General features: G+C 33.7%; 16 protein-coding genes, 1 pseudogene and 1 riboswitch. Of the genes and pseudogenes, 12 read left to right on the top strand and 5 right to left on the bottom strand.

Features of this window, described 5'->3' with window-relative positions; all coding sequences use genetic code 11:
* Positions 1-143 precede the first annotated feature (143 nt).
* Positions 144-238, top strand: a riboswitch (TPP riboswitch).
* Between the two features lie 113 nt (positions 239-351).
* The 11 genes and pseudogenes from thiS (at position 352) to Q4566_RS05710 (ending at position 10,505) form a co-directional block, all read left to right on the top strand.
* Positions 352-555, top strand: coding sequence for a sulfur carrier protein ThiS (thiS, locus tag Q4566_RS05760; protein ID WP_303419496.1), 204 nt, complete (start codon positions 352-354; stop codon positions 553-555).
* A 69-nt stretch (positions 556-624) separates the two neighbouring features.
* Positions 625-2,484, top strand: a complete 1,860-nt coding sequence (gene thiC / locus Q4566_RS05755; RefSeq protein ID WP_303419493.1) for a phosphomethylpyrimidine synthase ThiC — start codon at positions 625-627, stop codon at positions 2,482-2,484.
* 79 nt (positions 2,485-2,563) lie between these two features.
* Positions 2,564-3,151 carry a thiamine phosphate synthase gene (locus tag Q4566_RS05750; RefSeq protein ID WP_303419490.1) on the top strand — a complete coding sequence of 196 codons (588 nt, stop codon included), beginning with the start codon at positions 2,564-2,566 and terminating at the stop codon, positions 3,149-3,151.
* Between the two features lie 258 nt (positions 3,152-3,409).
* A complete protein-coding gene (locus Q4566_RS05745; protein ID WP_303419487.1) occupies positions 3,410-4,216 on the top strand; it encodes a hydroxymethylpyrimidine/phosphomethylpyrimidine kinase in 807 nt (268 codons plus the stop codon).
* A 95-nt stretch (positions 4,217-4,311) separates the two neighbouring features.
* Positions 4,312-4,629 (top strand): annotated as a pseudogene (locus Q4566_RS05740) (four helix bundle protein); the annotation flags it as partial.
* A gap of 53 nt (positions 4,630-4,682) precedes the next feature.
* The gene (gene thiE / locus Q4566_RS05735) at positions 4,683-5,333 is read left to right on the top strand and encodes a thiamine phosphate synthase (RefSeq protein ID WP_303419485.1); all 651 of its coding nucleotides are present in this window, start codon (positions 4,683-4,685) and stop codon (positions 5,331-5,333) included.
* A gap of 25 nt (positions 5,334-5,358) precedes the next feature.
* A complete protein-coding gene (locus tag Q4566_RS05730; protein ID WP_303419482.1) occupies positions 5,359-6,138 on the top strand; it encodes a thiazole synthase in 780 nt (259 codons plus the stop codon).
* 46 nt (positions 6,139-6,184) lie between these two features.
* A complete protein-coding gene (thiH, locus tag Q4566_RS05725) occupies positions 6,185-7,312 on the top strand; it encodes a 2-iminoacetate synthase ThiH (RefSeq protein ID WP_303419480.1) in 1,128 nt (375 codons plus the stop codon).
* A gap of 166 nt (positions 7,313-7,478) precedes the next feature.
* Positions 7,479-7,856 (top strand): ribonuclease P protein component, encoded by a 378-nt coding sequence (gene rnpA / locus Q4566_RS05720; protein WP_303419477.1) that lies wholly within the window; start codon positions 7,479-7,481, stop codon positions 7,854-7,856.
* An 8-nt stretch (positions 7,857-7,864) separates the two neighbouring features.
* Positions 7,865-9,499, top strand: a complete 1,635-nt coding sequence (locus Q4566_RS05715; RefSeq protein ID WP_303419474.1) for a S41 family peptidase — start codon at positions 7,865-7,867, stop codon at positions 9,497-9,499.
* A gap of 139 nt (positions 9,500-9,638) precedes the next feature.
* On the top strand, positions 9,639-10,505 hold the full coding sequence (locus Q4566_RS05710) for an OmpA family protein (RefSeq protein WP_303419472.1): 867 nt from the start codon (positions 9,639-9,641) through the stop codon (positions 10,503-10,505).
* 391 nt (positions 10,506-10,896) lie between these two features.
* Here Q4566_RS05710 and Q4566_RS05705 read toward each other — a convergent pair whose 3' ends face one another.
* The 5 genes from Q4566_RS05705 to Q4566_RS05685 form a co-directional block, all read right to left on the bottom strand.
* Complete coding sequence (locus tag Q4566_RS05705) at positions 10,897-11,439, bottom strand: hypothetical protein (protein WP_303419471.1); 543 nt, start codon at positions 11,437-11,439, stop codon at positions 10,897-10,899.
* A gap of 71 nt (positions 11,440-11,510) precedes the next feature.
* Entirely contained in the window at positions 11,511-12,389 is an 879-nt protein-coding gene (locus tag Q4566_RS05700) for a sugar phosphate isomerase/epimerase (protein ID WP_303419469.1), read from the bottom strand.
* Positions 12,390-12,446: 57 nt separating this feature from the next.
* Positions 12,447-12,890 carry a GNAT family N-acetyltransferase gene (locus Q4566_RS05695; protein ID WP_303419466.1) on the bottom strand — a complete coding sequence of 148 codons (444 nt, stop codon included), beginning with the start codon at positions 12,888-12,890 and terminating at the stop codon, positions 12,447-12,449.
* A 67-nt stretch (positions 12,891-12,957) separates the two neighbouring features.
* Positions 12,958-13,875: a cation diffusion facilitator family transporter gene (locus Q4566_RS05690; RefSeq protein ID WP_303419463.1), complete on the bottom strand. Its 918-nt coding sequence runs from the start codon at positions 13,873-13,875 to the stop codon at positions 12,958-12,960.
* Complete coding sequence (locus Q4566_RS05685; protein WP_303419460.1) at positions 13,876-14,310, bottom strand: RpiB/LacA/LacB family sugar-phosphate isomerase; 435 nt, start codon at positions 14,308-14,310, stop codon at positions 13,876-13,878.
* A gap of 690 nt (positions 14,311-15,000) precedes the next feature.
* Here Q4566_RS05685 and rnr point away from each other — a divergent pair.
* Positions 15,001-17,199: a ribonuclease R gene (gene rnr / locus Q4566_RS05680; protein WP_303419457.1), complete on the top strand. Its 2,199-nt coding sequence runs from the start codon at positions 15,001-15,003 to the stop codon at positions 17,197-17,199.
* Positions 17,200-17,241: the final 42 nt, after the last annotated feature.

Below are 17,241 nucleotides of genomic sequence, written 5' to 3'. Positions count from 1 at the left end.
GGATCAGAAAATGATTAATCATTTTCCAAAAAGCGATGGCAAAGTATATAAAAAAAGTATTATAGGTATACTCACTATTTCTAAATCACAAAAAAGAAACGACAATCCTTAAAAACCTTATTTATTTTTTAATACCTTCGCAGTGTAAACTTTAGGGGTGTTCTAATTGTAGAACTGAGAAAAACCCTTTGAACCTGATGCGGTTAGTACCGTCGAAGGGAAAAGTTGAAAAGCACATTGCAATATGTGTTTACACACCTTTTCGTGAAAGTACTCCGCGTACTTTTTCATTTCAAAGTCATATTTCTCAAGCCTTTAAAATTTACAGCATCATTAAAAATGTACTGTAAAATGATAAAAATACGGGTTAACGAGAACATCATGGAAGTCACTAAAGACTTCAACATTCTTCAATTACTTGAACAACTAAACACCCCCAAAAATGGTATTGCTGTGGCTATAAACAGCGCTATTATTTCAAAGGAGGTTTGGGCGACCCAACATTTTTCAGAAAACGACAATATTTTAATTATACAAGCGACCCAAGGTGGGTAAAGTCCCCTAACCCCCAAATGGGGAACTAGATACGCTCAAAAATGAAATTAAAAGCCTAACACCACAACAATGAAAAACAAAGACACCGCACCAAAGCAAGATGGTATTACGAGACAACCGTTTCCTAATTCCGAAAAAATCTACGTTTCAGGAAAAATTCACCCACAAATGAAAGTGGCCATGCGTGAAATTTCGTTAAGCGACACAACCGATTCGATGACGAAAAAGAAAACGCCTAACGAACCTGTAACCGTTTATGATACTTCTGGACCATACACCGACCCTAACAAAGACATAAACATCCATGCGGGAATTGAAAGAATTCGTGAACCTTGGATTCAAGATCGTGGTGATGTTGAGCAATTAGATGGTTTTTCTTCAGAATATTCAAACCAGCGTTTAAACGATAAAAGTTTAGACCACATGCGTTTTTCATTATTAAAAAAACCATTGCGTGCCAAAAAGGGCAAAAATGTAACCCAGCTACACTACGCAAAAAAAGGAATCATCACTCCAGAAATGGAATACATCGCCATTCGTGAAAACCAACGAATCGACGAGATGACCGAGATTAGAAAGCAACATAAAGGCGAACATTTTGGGGCGTCTATTCCAGAAAAAATCACCCCTGAATTTGTACGTTCAGAAGTGGCTAGAGGGCGCGCAGTCATTCCTTCAAATATCAACCACCCGGAAGCTGAACCTATGATTTTAGGTCGAAACTTCTTAGTAAAAATAAACGCTAATATTGGTAATTCCGCCGTAACCTCATCTATCGAGGAAGAAGTAGAAAAAGCCGTTTGGGCTTGCCGTTGGGGTGCCGATAATATCATGGATTTATCCACAGGTGAAAACATTCATGAAACCCGTGAGTGGATTGTTAGAAACTCTCCAGTACCAATTGGTACCGTACCCATTTACCAAGCTTTAGAGAAAGTAAACGGTGTGGCCGAAGATTTGACTTGGGAAATTTTCCGCGATACTCTAATCGAACAAGCCGAGCAGGGGGTTGATTATTTCACCATACACGCCGGTGTTTTATTACGCTACGTCCCTATGACAGCCAACCGTGTGACGGGAATTGTGTCTCGTGGTGGTTCTATCATGGCAAAATGGTGTTTAGCACATCATAAAGAAAGCTTCTTATACACGCATTTTGAAGACATTTGCGAAATTTTAAAACAATACGATGTTGCTTTTTCTTTAGGTGATGGTTTACGCCCAGGATCGGTTGCCGACGCCAATGACGAAGCTCAATTTGCCGAATTAGAAACCTTAGGCGAATTAACTCAAATTGCTCGTAAACACGAAGTACAATGCTTCATTGAAGGTCCAGGTCACGTGCCAATGCACATGATTAAAGAAAACATGGAAAAGCAAATCGACGTTTGCGACGAGGCACCATTTTACACCTTAGGCCCATTAACAACAGATATTGCACCTGGATACGACCACATTACTTCGGGTATTGGAGCCGCCATGATTGGTTGGTTTGGATGCGCCATGTTGTGCTATGTAACACCTAAAGAACACTTAGGTTTACCAAATAAAGAAGACGTACGTGTTGGTGTGGTAACCTATAAATTAGCAGCACACGCGGCCGATTTAGCCAAAGGTCACCCAGGCGCTCAACACCGAGATAATGCCTTGAGTATGGCGCGTTTCGAGTTCCGTTGGGAAGATCAATTTAACTTAGGTCTCGACCCAGAACGTGCCCTTGAATATCACGATGAAACCCTACCTGCCGATGGGGCTAAAGTGGCGCATTTCTGTTCGATGTGCGGACCAAAATTCTGCTCGATGAAAATTTCACAAGAAGTTAGAGATTTCGCCGCCGAAAATGATATTGTTGATAACGAAGTCATTCAAAAAGGTATGGAAGAAAAATCTCAAGAGTTTAAAGAAAAAGGTTCAGAGGTTTATTTGTAATAAAATGAAAAAGTAAAAATGAAGAATGAATAAGGTATCTAATTTTTCATTCTTCATTTTTAATTATTAACTCAAGAAAATGGTCATTCTAATAGCTCCAGAAAATGATATTCCAAACGAAATTGAAATACTACATCAGCTATTTCAAGCAGGTTTGCAATACTATCATTTAAGGAAACCCAACAAAAATTATGAAGAACATGTTAATTACTTAAATCTGATAGATAAACAATATCATGATAGAATCGTAGTGCATTATTTTCATGAATTAATTAATGAGTTTTCTTTAAAAGGCATTCATTTTCAAGAACAAAAACGTATCGACCATATTGATAATCCGGGGCAGTATTTTAAAAACCTCAACATGTTTGGTAAAACGATAAGTTCATCCTTTCATGAGACTGAGGATATAGAAAGTTGTTATTTCGAATTCGATTACCATTTACTGAGTCCGGTGTTTTCATCCATTTCTAAAACCGGTTATAAAGGTCGTGGTTTTGATGTTACTCACATTGATAAAACAATTATAGGAATGGGAGGTGTTTCAACAAAAAACCTTGCAGAATTTACAAAATTAGGATATAAAGGTGTTGGTGTTTTAGGAGGCATTTGGCAAAGTGAAAATCCCAAAGAAACTTTCAAATCAATAATTAATTTTCAAAAATAAGAACAATTAGTTAAAAGTATTTCATAATGCTCACAAAATCATACACGTAAGAATATTATAAAATAAAAATATGTATTTTCGCAACTTTGCTCAATTTATTTATCAACTAAAATTAAAACATGAACTAAAACCACACCCCTTATCAGGATATCTCTCTCCCAGAGGGCCTACAATGTTATCACTATAGTATTTTTAAAATCCCTAACGATATCCTACAATTGAATTGCTATTATCAATTTAACTTAACTAATTTAAAGTATGAAAAAAGATTCTACCAAATCTTCTGCTAATTACCCTTCGTTATTTGATAATTATGTATTAAGTATAGCAGGTCATGACCCTTCTGGAGGTGCCGGAATTACTTCCGATTTGAAAACCTTCGAAGCCCACGGATTTTATGGATTAACGGTTTGCACCGCGATAACCATTCAAAATGACACTAATTTTAAACAATCTATTTGGACAAAGCCAGAAGTCATTCTATTGCAAATTGAAACGCTTTTCGAACGTTTTGAAATATCAGTAGTTAAAATAGGCATCATTGAAAACTGGAAAACATTATCCTTAATTTTGGATAAGTTACACGAGCTAAACCCGAGAATTAAAGTGGTTTTAGATCCCGTTTTTAAAGCCAGTTCTGGATTCGATTTCCATTATAAAGAAAGTCAGGAAATGCTAGATAAAATTTGGAAACAGTGTTTTATTATCACACCCAATTATGATGAAATTCAAAGTTTATACCCCAATTTGAACATTAAGAAAACGATAGAACATATTTCAAAATTTACAAGAATATACTTAAAAGGTGGACATCGCTCAGATTTAAAAGGCTGGGATGAGCTTTATTACGATAGAACCAGTGCTATTGAAATTTTTCCAATCTATAAAACGGTATACCAAAAGCACGGTAGTGGTTGTGTTTTATCATCTAGCTTGGCTTGTAATATCGCTTCTAATTATCCAATAAAGGATGCAGCAATTAACTCTAAAATTTACATTGAAACCTATTTACGAAGCAGCAAAGGATTATTAGGTACGCATAAAATGATTGTTGCGACGGGGTGATTTCTATAGAGGAGTTAAGGGAATACAAAAAAAGAAAATTAATAATGGAAATGACTAAAAGTTTTGAAGATTTAAAAGTTTAACAAAAAGGTCGTCAATTTGTTTTAGAGGTTTACAAAATGAGTAAGGCATCTCCAAGAGAAGAAATTTACGGATTAACCTCTCAATTTAGAAGAGCAGCAGTGTCAATTACGGCAAATATCGCTGAAGGTTATAAACGTAAAAGTCCGAAAGAGAAACTACGTTTTTATAATTTTTCACAAGCATCATTAGAAGAATGTCGATATTTTTTAATACTATCAAAAGATTTAGGTTATGTAGAAAACAATAAAAAACAAACTGAATTAATTCAAGAAGTTAGTAAAATGTTAAACGCGTATTGCCAAGGCATCTTAAGAAAAATAAATAATTAACTCCTAGCCTACTTTAACTCCTCTAACTACTTAACTACCTTAACTCCTAAAAAATGATCCCAAAATTACACTACATATCACAAGGCGCAACGCCGAAGACGCACATAGAAAACATTCAAAAAGCCTGTCAGTCTGGAGCCGAATTAGTGCAACTGCGTTTGAAGCATTATTCAGAAAAAAAGATTTTAAAAGCCGCACAAGAAGCCAGAGAAATTACGTCACATTATCAAACACGGTTAATTATAAACGACCATTATAAAATTGCAAAAGAAGTCAAAGCTGATGGGGTTCATTTAGGAAAATCAGACACTTGTCCTTCAATAGCAAGAAAAGCATTGTATTCATGGCAAATTGTTGGCGGGACAGCCAATACGCTAGAAGACTGTGAAAACCTGATCAATAAAAAAGTAGATTATATCGGTTTAGGTCCTTTCAGGTTTACAGAAACCAAGGATAATTTAAGTCCCGTTTTAGGTTTAAAAGGTTACGAAGGAATTATAGAAACGCTAAAAACAGAAACACCAATAATTGCCATAGGCGGACTAACAACAGATGATATTCCAGAATTACTAACAACAGGTATTCATGGCATAGCCGTTTCAAGAGAAATCACTAAAAATTTTAATAATATCAACGTCTTTAAACAACTCTTAAAAAGTTCAGAAGATTTAGAAGAACAAGTTTGGAAACCAAAAAATTCTTAACTACTTCAACTCCTAAAAAAACAAAATGAAAGACACACTACAAATAGCCGATAAAACATTCACATCACGATTATTCACAGGCACAGGAAAATTTAGTAATTCAAGTTTAATGCGTGACAGTATTTTAGCTTCAGAAAGTGAACTTGTAACTGTGGCTTTAAAACGTGTTGAAATGGACAACGAATCGGATGATATGCTGGTTCATTTAAAAGAAAATCATATTAATTTATTACCAAATACTTCAGGTGTACGAACTGCAAAAGAAGCTGTTTTTGCGGCAGAATTAGCACGTGAAGCTTTAAAAACCAATTGGGTGAAATTAGAAATTCATCCAGATCCAAAATATTTATTACCCGACCCCATTGAAACCTTAAAAGCTGCGGAAGAACTCGTTAAATTAGGTTTCGTAGTGATGCCATACATTCATGCCGATCCTGTACTGTGTAAGCGTTTAGAGGAAGTTGGCGTACAATGTGTGATGCCTTTAGGCGCACCAATAGGTAGTAATAAAGGGTTAAAAACAAACGACTTTTTAGAAATTATCATCGAACAAAGCAATGTACCAGTTATTGTTGATGCGGGAATAGGAGCCCCATCACACGCCGCTTTTGCCATGGAATTAGGAGCCGATGCTGTTCTGGTTAATACCGCAATAGCCGTGTCACAAAATCCAATAGAAATGGGTAAAGCCTTCAAAATGGCTGTAGAGTCGGGGAGAATGGCTTATAACGCAAAATTAGCACCTGTAAAACAACATGCCGAAGCCAGTAGTCCGTTGACTTCGTTTCTTAACGTCAGTAGTTAAGGAGTTAACTTCTCTACCTACTTAACTACTTAACTACTCATAATAAATGAACACATTCAAAAATACATTCAATACATACGATTGGGACACCCTAGAACGTGAAATCTATGCGTTTACCAAAGCAGATGTTCAAGCAGTATTGGCCAAAGAAAAAATAACATTAAACGACTTTAAAGTCCTTATTTCCCCAGCAGCGACGCCTTTTTTAGAGCAAATGGCGCAACGTAGTAATCAGCTGACTAAAAAGCGTTTTGGGAATACTATTCAGATGTATATTCCGATGTATTTGTCTAATGAATGTCAAAATATATGTACCTATTGCGGATTTAGTATGACGAACAAAATTCCGAGGAAAACCTTAAGTGACGCCGAAATTTTAAAAGAAGTGGCGCATATTAAAAGTTTAGGGTATGACCATATTTTGTTAGTAACCGGAGAAGCAAATAGAACCGTTGGGGTTTCGTATTTGAAGCATGCGATTCAACTGGTTAAAAAATATTTTTCAAACATAAGTATTGAAGTTCAACCCTTAGATCAAGATGAATATGAAACGCTTATCGCGGAAGGTTTATATGCTGTTTTAGTCTATCAAGAAACGTATCATGAAGCGACCTATAAAGTCCATCATCCGAAGGGAAAAAAATCGAATTTTAATTACCGATTAGATACGCCAGATCGTTTAGGAAAGGCAGGTATTCATAAAATCGGTTTAGGGGCTTTATTTGGTTTGGAAGATTGGCGTGTGGATAGTTTTTATACCGCTTTACACTTAAAATACCTTCAAAAAACCTATTGGAGAACAAAATATTCCATTTCATTCCCAAGATTACGTCCGCACCAAGGCGATGTAGAACCTAAGGTAGAAATGACAGATATTGATTTAGTACAACTCATTTGTGCCTACCGTTTATTAGATGAAGATGTTGAATTATCGATGTCTACACGCGAAAGTGAAACCTTTAGAAACAACATCATCAGATTAGGAATCACCTCAATAAGTGCCGAATCTAAAACCAATCCGGGCGGTTATGCTGTAGAACCACAATCTTTAGAGCAGTTTGAAATTTCAGATGAGCGTTCTACAGAAAGTATCAAAAATATGATTCAATCACAAGGTTATGAGGTGGTTTGGAAAGATTGGGATCGCAGTTATGTGAATTCAAATTTAGAATAGTAAGCTCAATGTGAGCATCTTTATGTGACCCTGAAACGAGTTCAGAGTGACGTTTGTAAGACTTATGACTGAATAAGAATCTTCTGAAAATTTTTCAGCGCTAAAATCAGATTATGTAAAAGCAACTTTTTTATTTCATTACCTTTGAGCCTTTAAAACACACCAATTGAGCTTTACCTTTAATAAAAAAGAAAAACTTAAAAGCAAAAAACTTATTGAGCAATTGTTTGCCGAAGGAAAATCTGTTATAGCATATCCGTTGCGCCTTGTTTATTTGCCTACAACTTTCGAAACTAACATCCCAGCACAAACAGGGGTTTCGGTTAGTAAACGTTATTTTAAATTGGCTGTAGATAGAAACCGCATAAAGCGTTTAATGCGTGAATCATACCGACTTAACAAAGCCTCGTATTTTAACAATTTAAGTCAGCCCTATGCGTTTATGATTTTGTACATTGGTAAAGATAAACCAGAATATGTTAAATTGGAAAAACGTATGACACTTCTATTTGAAAAATTTAGAAGTCAGGTTTCAGAAAAATAATCTATTACATGAAAAAAATCTTCAATAAAAAAATTATAATTCCAGTTATGGTTGGTGTTGTGTTTTTAACGACATCGGCATTTAAAAATGATTTTTTTGAAATAGCAAAACAGATTGAAATTTTCACCACACTGTTCAAGGAACTTAACATGAATTATGTGGATGAAACCAATCCTGGTGAACTCATGGATACGGCTATTAAAAGCATGTTAGCCGATTTAGATCCATACACCAATTTTATGAACGAGCAAGATGTTGAAGCTGCTCGTATTAACAATACTGGTGATTATACAGGTATTGGTGCTCGTATAAAAACCTTAGAAGATAAATTATTGGTTATTGAACCTTACAAGGATTATCCTGCTGACCAAGCTGGTTTAAAACCTGGTGATGAAATCATAAAAATTGGCAATACTGTTGTTGCTGGATATAAAGATCATGCTGGTGATTTATTAAAAGGTACTTCAGGTTCTTCTGTAGAGGTTACTTATTTACGCCAAGGAAAAACACATACAGCAACTATAAAACGTGCCGAAGTAGATATAAAAGCGGTTCCACATTTTTCTATGGTTAATGATAAAACAGGTTACATTGTTTTAAGCCGTTTTAGTAACAAAGCCTATATAGAAACGAACTATGCGTTACGTGATTTAAAAGCTCAAGGTGCGTCAAAAATTATTTTAGATTTAAGAGGAAATCCAGGTGGATTACTAAATGAAGCTATTAAAATTGTGAATCTTTTTGTTCCTAAGGGACAGCTTGTAGTAACCACAAAATCTAAAGTAAAACAGTATAATCGTACTTACATCACTCAAAACCAGCCAATAGATACCGAAATTCCTTTAGTAGTTTTAATTGATGGCGCTAGTGCTTCGGCCAGTGAAATTGTATCGGGTGCTTTACAAGATTTAGATCGTGCTGTTATTGTTGGGTCTAGAAGTTTTGGTAAAGGGTTAGTACAACGACCAAAACAACTTACTTATGGCACGCAGGTTAAAATTACAATTTCGAGGTATCATACACCTTCCGGACGCTGTATACAATCTTTAGATTATTGGAATAGAAATGAAAAAGGGGAAGCCGTTCGTGTAAAACAAGAAAATTATCACGAGTTTAAAACCAAAAATGGTCGTAAAGTTTTTGATGGTGGTGGTGTACTTCCAGATGTTGCACTGGGTGCAACAAAAAATCCAACCATTACAAAGGCTATTCAAGACAGCGATTTAATTTTCAATTATGCCGTAGATTACTATTACAATCATAAAATTGAAGATATTAACAATTTTACCTTAACGGATAAAGATTTTTCAAACTTCAAAAGTTATTTAGAAACCAATAATTTTTCTTTTGAAACTGAAACTGAAAAAGCACTAAATAAAGCTTTTGAAACCTCTAAAAAAGAAGCTTTAAACGACGATATTGAAAAAGAATACAATGCCCTTATTAATCATTTAAACGCTTCTAAAAACAAAGTTATAGACGAAAATAAAGCCTATTTGTTAGAATTACTAACAGAAGACATTGTGAAATGCTATGTGCACAGAGAAGGTTTATATGATTATTATAAGGTTCATGATACTGAAATTAAAAAAGCTTCAGAAATTTTGAGCAATTCAACGTCTTATCAAAGTTATTTAAGGTAAAAAACCTCCAACTTATTTATTTCAATTTGAATATTTTATAGCTTAAATTTCAGTTCATCTATAAAATATTCAGATACACAGACTTCTAGTAAAATTTTCGATTAAAAATATTATATTTATATCGATAGAACTCCCTACTATGTCTAAATTATTAGTGTTTATATTAATAATACTTCAATCTGTGTCTGCTTTTTCACAAAGAGCGCTTACGCATGTGGTTTATTTTGAAACCGATAAATATGACGTTCCAAGTACCGAAGAGAACCGTTTGCTTCTTTTTATTTCTAATTTAAATGATATTGAAATAGCATCCATTTCCATTTTCGGATTTTGTGATGATCGCGGAGCCGATACTTATAATTTAATCCTTTCTCAACAACGGGCAGATGCTATAAAAACCATTTTTTCTAACAATGAAATTAGTGAGAGCTTAATTACCAATGTCGATGGCAAGGGTAAAATTTTATTAAAGATTGTCAAAGAAGAAGATATTCTAAAGATTCGCGGATTAAACCGAAAAGTTGAAATTATCGTAGAGCCTAAATTACCAAAACCAATTCCAGAGCCTGTAGCTGAAATAGAAACGCCAGTTATTGAAAAAGATAAAACAACGGTTGAACTCATTAATGAAGGTGAAAAAGGTGATAAGATAGTATTCAATACTATTTTATTTAAAACTGGTGAAGTTGCTATGAATGCTGGATCGGAAAAAATATTGGAAGCCATCGCTGATGCATTAGTGAAAAGGAAAGAAATTTATTTTACCATTCAAGGTCATGTATGCTGTACCCAAAATTCACGAGATGCCGTGGATAGAAAAACTAAAAAACGCAACCTTTCTGAAGCTAGGGCAGAGTATGTTTATAACTATTTTGCTGAAAAAGGCGTAAGTAAAAAACGGATGAGACACTTAGGTATGCGTAGAAAATTTCCCTTAGGTGGTGATCCAAAATTTGACCGCCGTGTGGAAATTGTCATTACTTATGTTGATGATAATGTGAAATAGTGTATATAAATTTATAGAGGTCGGTAGATAAATACTTATAATTTAAACTCAAGATAAATTTAAAAATGAGAATGTTGTATGTAGTACTATTGTCGGTTCGCAGTCGAGAACTTTTCGTTTTTAAAAATCGGATCTTGACTGCGCCTGTCTGCCGATAGGCAGGCTCGACCTGACATTCAGCTAAATCTCAACTTAAAAGTATGTAACTAGCTACTGACCTCTATAAATTTAACATGAAAAACCTCTCCAACTATGATAAGAAAATCTATTTTTCTTATCAATTAAATTTTATGTGAAAACATTTTTAGTATTTCTATACATTCAATTTTTGCTATGCTACCCGTTTTAGCGCACGTTTAACAGGGTAATTATTTAAAATAGTATATTTTAGTTATTCTTTTATCCTTACCCATTCTAATATTCCATTTCCTTTTAAAATCTGTTTCCAAATTTCATCTAACGGAGTAATACACTCATATGAAATATAAAGTCTGGATGCATAATCATATCTTTTTTCTGCTATTTTATTGTTTGAAGCGTCTACTCCAGCATCCCAAAAAATTGGGGTAACCAATTTTCCATTAATACTTCTACCTTTATATAGAATTAGTAATCTAGGATTTTCTTGTCCTGTAAGTTTAGATTTTATACTTGACTCCATTTCTAACATTTCACACATACTTCCAAATGGTCCGTATTCAAAAACTTCATATTCTTGGTTACTTTTTATTGACGGGTCTGAAGAACGTGTGACTTTAAATTTTGAGGAATAATGGGTTTCTGTTTCTGACTTAAAATATCCTTCTACAATTATATAATCATTTTTGTTATATTGATTTAACCATTCATTAAAGGTTGTATATACAGGATCACAAGCTTTGCTTTCAGAGATTACTCCAAATAGACAAAACATTAGTAAAGTTATTTTTTTCATTTATTTTAAAGTTACTTTTATTTAGAGGTATTACTGGCTAATAATAAATTCATAACCCAATGTTAGAGTTTTTAATCTTCCTCCTGTAATAACCTTTGGTTTATCATTTGTATACCAGCCATATTTCGTTTTAAAACCTGTTCAACATCTTCCGTTTTTATATGACCTAATACGCCCCAGGGTCCGTCATAACCTAAATCAAATAGGCTTTTAATCATAGGATATTCATAATCGCCTTCACCAATAGTTAAAATTTTAGGACCATCTTTACGCAAACCGTTTAAATTCACACAGGTTAAATAAGGTTTTATGTTTTTAAATACCCGTGTATAATCGTCTAAATCTTCCTGAGCATGGTGGAAATTATAAACGATCTTTAAATTAAAATCGGGCAATCTATTTATAATATCAACTTGATTATCGGTATTACCAAACCAACCACTGTGATTATACAAAGCTAAGCCAACACCTAAAGCATCAGCTTTATCTTTTATAAATCTAATGTATTTTATAGCACGATTTATGGCTTCTTCCTGACTTAAATTTTCGAAATAATTAGGACTAAAACTCAACCAAATATCCGGTTTGTTATCAACGCCTTCAAGCTTTGTTAATAGTGATTTGTTTAACGGACTTAACTTTCCTATGCTATCTCTTTTTGCATTTAACCATAGAAATATAGCCTCAATGTCCATATTGTTTTCCTTCGCTAAAACAAATTCCTCTTGAATATAATCTAAATGTTCTTCACGCCAATTATAACCATACTTAGAAAAGCCCAGGTCTTTAAGCATGCTTATTCTTTCTTGTGGCTGACGTTCTAAAGCATCAAAAGAAACCACACACCATGGTACAATATCATCAATATTTATCTGTTTTTTAGCTTGTGCATAAGAAAAACTTAAGGGTAAGATAAATAGTAAAAAACAGATTTTTAATAAATTATTCATTGATCCTTTTTAATTAAAAGATAAACTTAAAAAATAATACTTTAGATATGATGTTCGTTAAACTCGATACATCCCGATATGCGGAATATCGTCTTCTAAATAAGTGTCGCCTACTTCTTTAAAACCTAAATTATTATAAAATTGTTTTAAATGATATTGCGCTGAAATTTTAATCTTCGTTTCTCTAAAATGCATGCGAATGACTTCAATAGACATTTCCATAAGTTCATAACCATATTGGTGATTGCGTTGACTTTTAGCCACCAAAACGCGCCCGATACTGGCCGATTCAAAATATAAACCAGGTTCGAAAACACGCGTGTAGGCCACAAGTTTTTTCCCTTTATAACCTAAAACATGAAGGGCTTTGTCGTCTTTACCATCTATATCTTGATACACGCAGTCTTGCTCTACCACAAAAACTTCACTTCGTAATTGAAGCAGTTTATAGAGTTCGGTAGTGGTTAAATCTTCAAAGGTTTTTATTATATATTTAAGCATGGGTGTTTTCTATTAATGAATTGAAGTTACTCCTTTTAATTGATGAGATTCCTGCCTTCGCAGGAATTTAATCTTGAACGATAACGTCTTTAGCATCATCGTAACTATATTCTGGCTGAATATTCACGTGATTAATATGGTATTTTTTAAAAACGTGCTGCTCGATATTCTGTAAAATGGTATCAAATTCAGATAATGTAATATTTTTACTAAAATCAATATGGGCTTCTAGATGTACTTCATCTTCGTTTAATTGCCAAACATGTACATGATGCACGTTTTTAACACTTTCAAAAGCATTAATTTCATCTACAATTTTTTCAATAGGCACCGAATCTGGTGTAAATAACATAAGAACTTTAGTAGAATTGATAAGTAAATCAAAGCCCATCCAAATTAAATAAACGGCAATAGCTAAAGTAAGGACACTATCTACCCAAAACAACTGGTAATACTTCATAAGAAGTCCGCCAACCAATACGGCAACACTCGCCATCATATCGGTAAGTAAATGAATGTAGGCACTTTTCATATTCATATTACTTTTAGAATCCTTCTTAAGTAAAAGCACACTAAAACCATTACCTAAAATAGCCACTAAAGATAACCAGATGACTAATTCAGATTCTATTTCTTGAGGATGCTGAAAACGTTTAACCGCTTCAATAATCAATAAAACAGCTACAACTATTAATGTGGCGGCATTGATGAAAGCTGCTAAAATTTCAGCACGCTTATAACCAAAAGTACGTTGAAAAGAGGCTCTTTTTCTAACAAGTTTAGTAGCTATATAACTTACAATGAGCGAAATAACATCGCTAAAATTATGTAAAGCATCACTAAGTAAGGACAAACTACCAGATAGGAGTCCGCCAATAACTTGCGCTACCGTAATAACGATGTTTAAAAGTATGGATATAACAAGGTTCCGACCTTTTAAATCGGGATGATCATGAGTGTGATGGTGCCCATGAGAATGACTCATTTAGCAAGACACCGGAATTTTATCGATTCTAGTTTGATGTCTTCCGCCTTCAAATTCTGTATTTAAAAAGACCTCAACCATTTCTAAAGCTTGTGGAATAGCTGTAAACCTTGCAGGAATACATAAAATATTCGCGTTGTTATGACTTCTTATAAGGTGTACAATTTCTTTATTCCAACATAAACCCGCACGAATTTTTTGATGCTTGTTCGCGGCCATGGCCACACCATTGGCGCTTCCGCAAATTAAAATACCAAAAGTAGAGGTGTTATTAACAACATCGGTTGCTACGGGGTGTACAAAATCGGCGTAATCAACACTATCATTAGCATCGGTACCATGGTTATTTACGGTATAACCTTTAGATTCAAGGAGTTCCTTAATTGCAAATTTATAATCTGTTCCGGCGTGGTCGTTTCCTATAGAAATTGTCATGTGTATATCTTATATTGTATTGTTATACAAAGGTAGTAATTATTAACCATGTGTATTAAAATGTGGATGAGTTGTTAATAACTGTTCATTACTTTCTAAAAGAAAAATATTGAATATCCATTTATTTTTCCAATCAAAAACCGCAACTTAAAATCCAAATTTTTAATTCATTTTTTTTAGCGATGTTATCAGCCTAAAAATTGTTCACTATGAACACAAAATTAAAAAAACTTATGAATAAACACTACTGGTTTTTGGTTGTTAACAACTGTGGATATAAAAATGAAAAAGACTTAAAATTAGACAATTAATCGTAATTACATTGTTAAGAACCTATTAACAAACTGTAAATTTAAAGCCATCAAAATAAAATTTAAAAAAGTTATACCAGTTATTAACACCCTATAATAACCACCATTGTTTTTTTAAATTTTAAAAGAAAAATAATAATATATATATAAGTGTGGATAACTTCAAAAATTGAGTATTGTGAAGAGAAAGGAAGTTGTCGTTCGTTTTTGAATTACGATTTAAAAAATTGACTTTGATATGAATTAAACTTAAGGAAATATTCGTTTAATTTTAAAAACGTAGCTTTGTATAAAATAAATAGCAAAATCTTCTCCTAAATTCCTGCTATTTACTAACACAATTCCTGTATCTTAGGAATTGAAAAGATTACAATATTAAATGACTAGAAAAAGAAAAGGAAAATCCAAGAATAAAGGGATTTCCAACCTATCAAATACTATCTTAAGTATTTTAAAAAAAGAAAGAAATCAGTCTTTCAACTACAAGCAAATCGCCGCTAAACTTGGTGTAAACGATGCCAGTAGTAGAAATCAAATCATAAAAAAATTACGCGATTTACAAGGCAAACAAGAAATTGAAGAAGTAGAACGTGGTAAATTTAAAGCCGTGATTAACTCAGAATACCATACCGGTAGGCTCGATTTAGCCGCTAAAGGCAATGGTTATATTATTTGTGAAGACTTTGAAGATGATGTATTTATCGCTTCAAATAATATTAATAAAGCCTTACATGATGACGAAGTAGAATTCTATGTTTACAAACGTAGAAGACGCGGTAAGTTAGAAGGTGAGATTACAAATATTATAAAACGCTCAAAATCAGAGTATGTTGGTGTGATTCAATTGCATGAAAAATATGCTTTTGTAATTGCAGATAGTAATAAAATGTACAAAGATATTTTTGTACCTATCAATAAAACCTTTAAAGCTGAAGACGGCGATAAAGTTTTAGTAAAACTAGAAGATTGGCCTGAAAAAGCCGATTCACCTTACGGAAAAGTGGTGCAAGTACTTGGGAAACCAGGTGATCATAATACTGAGATTCACGCGATTTTAGCTGAATATGGTCTACCTCACGAATTTCCTTATGAAGTAGAACAGTTTGCAAATCAATTAGATACTTCTATTACTGAAGAAGAAATTGCCAAACGTCGTGACATGCGAAAGGATTTAACCTTTACCATAGATCCTAAAGATGCTAAAGATTTTGATGATGCCTTATCCTTTGAAGTTTTAGATAATGGTTTATATGAAATTGGTATTCACATTGCCGATGTATCGCATTATTTACAAGAAGGTACTATTTTAGACGATGAAGCTTACGAGCGTGCCACATCGGTGTATTTAGTAGATCGTGTGGTGCCTATGTTACCAGAAGTACTGTCTAATAACGCTTGTTCATTACGTCCTCATGAAGAAAAATATACCTTTTCTGCAGTGTTTCAAATGAATGATAAAGCTGAAATTAAAAATCAGTGGTTCGGTAGAACGGTTACTTACAGTGATGCACGTTATGCTTATGAAGAAGCACAAGCCATTTTAGAATCCAAAACAAACGACATTCCTGCTGAAGTCTCTTTAACAGGAAAAGCTTATAAAACCGATCAAAAATTAGCTGATGCCATTCTAAAAATGGACGAATTGGCTAAAATCATGCGTGGAATACGCATGCGATCTGGTGCTCTTTCTTTTGATAAAGTAGAAGTCAAATTCAATTTAGATGAAGAAGCAAACCCAATTGGTGTGTTCTTTAAAACCAGTATGGATGCGAATAAACTTATTGAAGAGTTTATGCTTTTAGCAAACCGTAAAGTTTCAGAATTTGTTGGAAAACAAGATCCTAAAAAGACCTTTGTTTATCGTGTTCATGACGAACCAGACGATAGTAAACTAGCGAATTTACAAGGCATTGTTTCAAAATTTGGTTATAAACTTAATTTTAAAGATCGTAAAACAACCGCCACTTCATTGAATCATTTATTGAAGGAAGTTAACGGTAAAAAGGAACAAAATTTAGTTGATACTTTAACGATAAGAAGTATGAGTAAAGCTGAATATACCACCCATAATATCGGGCATTACGGTTTGGCTTTCGATTACTATAGTCATTTTACATCGCCTATTCGTCGTTATCCAGATGTGATGGCGCATCGTTTATTGCAACATTATTTGGATGGCGGAAAATCGGCTAATGAAGATGTTTACGAAGAAAAATGTAATCATTCCAGTAATATGGAAGGTTTGGCAACACGTGCTGAAAGAGATTCTATAAAGTACATGCAAATCCGTTTTATGGAAGATCATAAAAATGAGAATTTTGTAGGGGTAATTTCTGGGGTAACCGATTGGGGAATTTATGTAGAAATCATTTCAAATAAATGTGAAGGTATGGTGAGTGTGCGTGATATGACCGACGATCATTATGCTTTTGATCAAGATCAATTTGCTATGGTTGGAAAAAATACAGGCATGACCTATCAACTTGGTGATGAAGTTGTTGTAAAAGTTAAAAACACCGATTTAGTTAAGAAACACTTAGATTTCAACTTGTTAGGAAAGCCAGAACAAGAAAATTAAAATTATCACAAAGTAAATTTAAGCTGGTATAATTATTGATAA

The organism is Tamlana sp. 2_MG-2023, assembly GCF_030548465.1.
In the GTDB taxonomy this organism is placed as follows: domain Bacteria; phylum Bacteroidota; class Bacteroidia; order Flavobacteriales; family Flavobacteriaceae; genus Pseudotamlana.
This window is presented reverse-complemented; position numbering and strand designations above follow the sequence as displayed.

What these genes read in the sequence shown, in the direction of transcription:
- thiS (WP_303419496.1), top strand. Translation starts at nt 352, where the DNA reads ATGATAAAAATACGGGTTAACGAGAACATCATGGAAGTCACTAAAGAC.
- thiC (WP_303419493.1), top strand. Translation starts at nt 625, where the DNA reads ATGAAAAACAAAGACACCGCACCAAAGCAAGATGGTATTACGAGACAA.
- Q4566_RS05750 (WP_303419490.1), top strand. Translation starts at nt 2,564, where the DNA reads ATGGTCATTCTAATAGCTCCAGAAAATGATATTCCAAACGAAATTGAA.
- Q4566_RS05745 (WP_303419487.1), top strand. Translation starts at nt 3,410, where the DNA reads ATGAAAAAAGATTCTACCAAATCTTCTGCTAATTACCCTTCGTTATTT.
- thiE (WP_303419485.1), top strand. Translation starts at nt 4,683, where the DNA reads ATGATCCCAAAATTACACTACATATCACAAGGCGCAACGCCGAAGACG.
- Q4566_RS05730 (WP_303419482.1), top strand. Translation starts at nt 5,359, where the DNA reads ATGAAAGACACACTACAAATAGCCGATAAAACATTCACATCACGATTA.
- thiH (WP_303419480.1), top strand. Translation starts at nt 6,185, where the DNA reads ATGAACACATTCAAAAATACATTCAATACATACGATTGGGACACCCTA.
- Q4566_RS05715 (WP_303419474.1), top strand. Translation starts at nt 7,865, where the DNA reads ATGAAAAAAATCTTCAATAAAAAAATTATAATTCCAGTTATGGTTGGT.
- Q4566_RS05710 (WP_303419472.1), top strand. Translation starts at nt 9,639, where the DNA reads ATGTCTAAATTATTAGTGTTTATATTAATAATACTTCAATCTGTGTCT.
- Q4566_RS05705 (WP_303419471.1), bottom strand. Translation starts at nt 11,439, where the DNA reads ATGAAAAAAATAACTTTACTAATGTTTTGTCTATTTGGAGTAATCTCT.
- Q4566_RS05700 (WP_303419469.1), bottom strand. Translation starts at nt 12,389, where the DNA reads ATGAATAATTTATTAAAAATCTGTTTTTTACTATTTATCTTACCCTTA.
- Q4566_RS05695 (WP_303419466.1), bottom strand. Translation starts at nt 12,890, where the DNA reads ATGCTTAAATATATAATAAAAACCTTTGAAGATTTAACCACTACCGAA.
- Q4566_RS05690 (WP_303419463.1), bottom strand. Translation starts at nt 13,875, where the DNA reads ATGAGTCATTCTCATGGGCACCATCACACTCATGATCATCCCGATTTA.
- Q4566_RS05685 (WP_303419460.1), bottom strand. Translation starts at nt 14,310, where the DNA reads ATGACAATTTCTATAGGAAACGACCACGCCGGAACAGATTATAAATTT.
- rnr (WP_303419457.1), top strand. Translation starts at nt 15,001, where the DNA reads ATGACTAGAAAAAGAAAAGGAAAATCCAAGAATAAAGGGATTTCCAAC.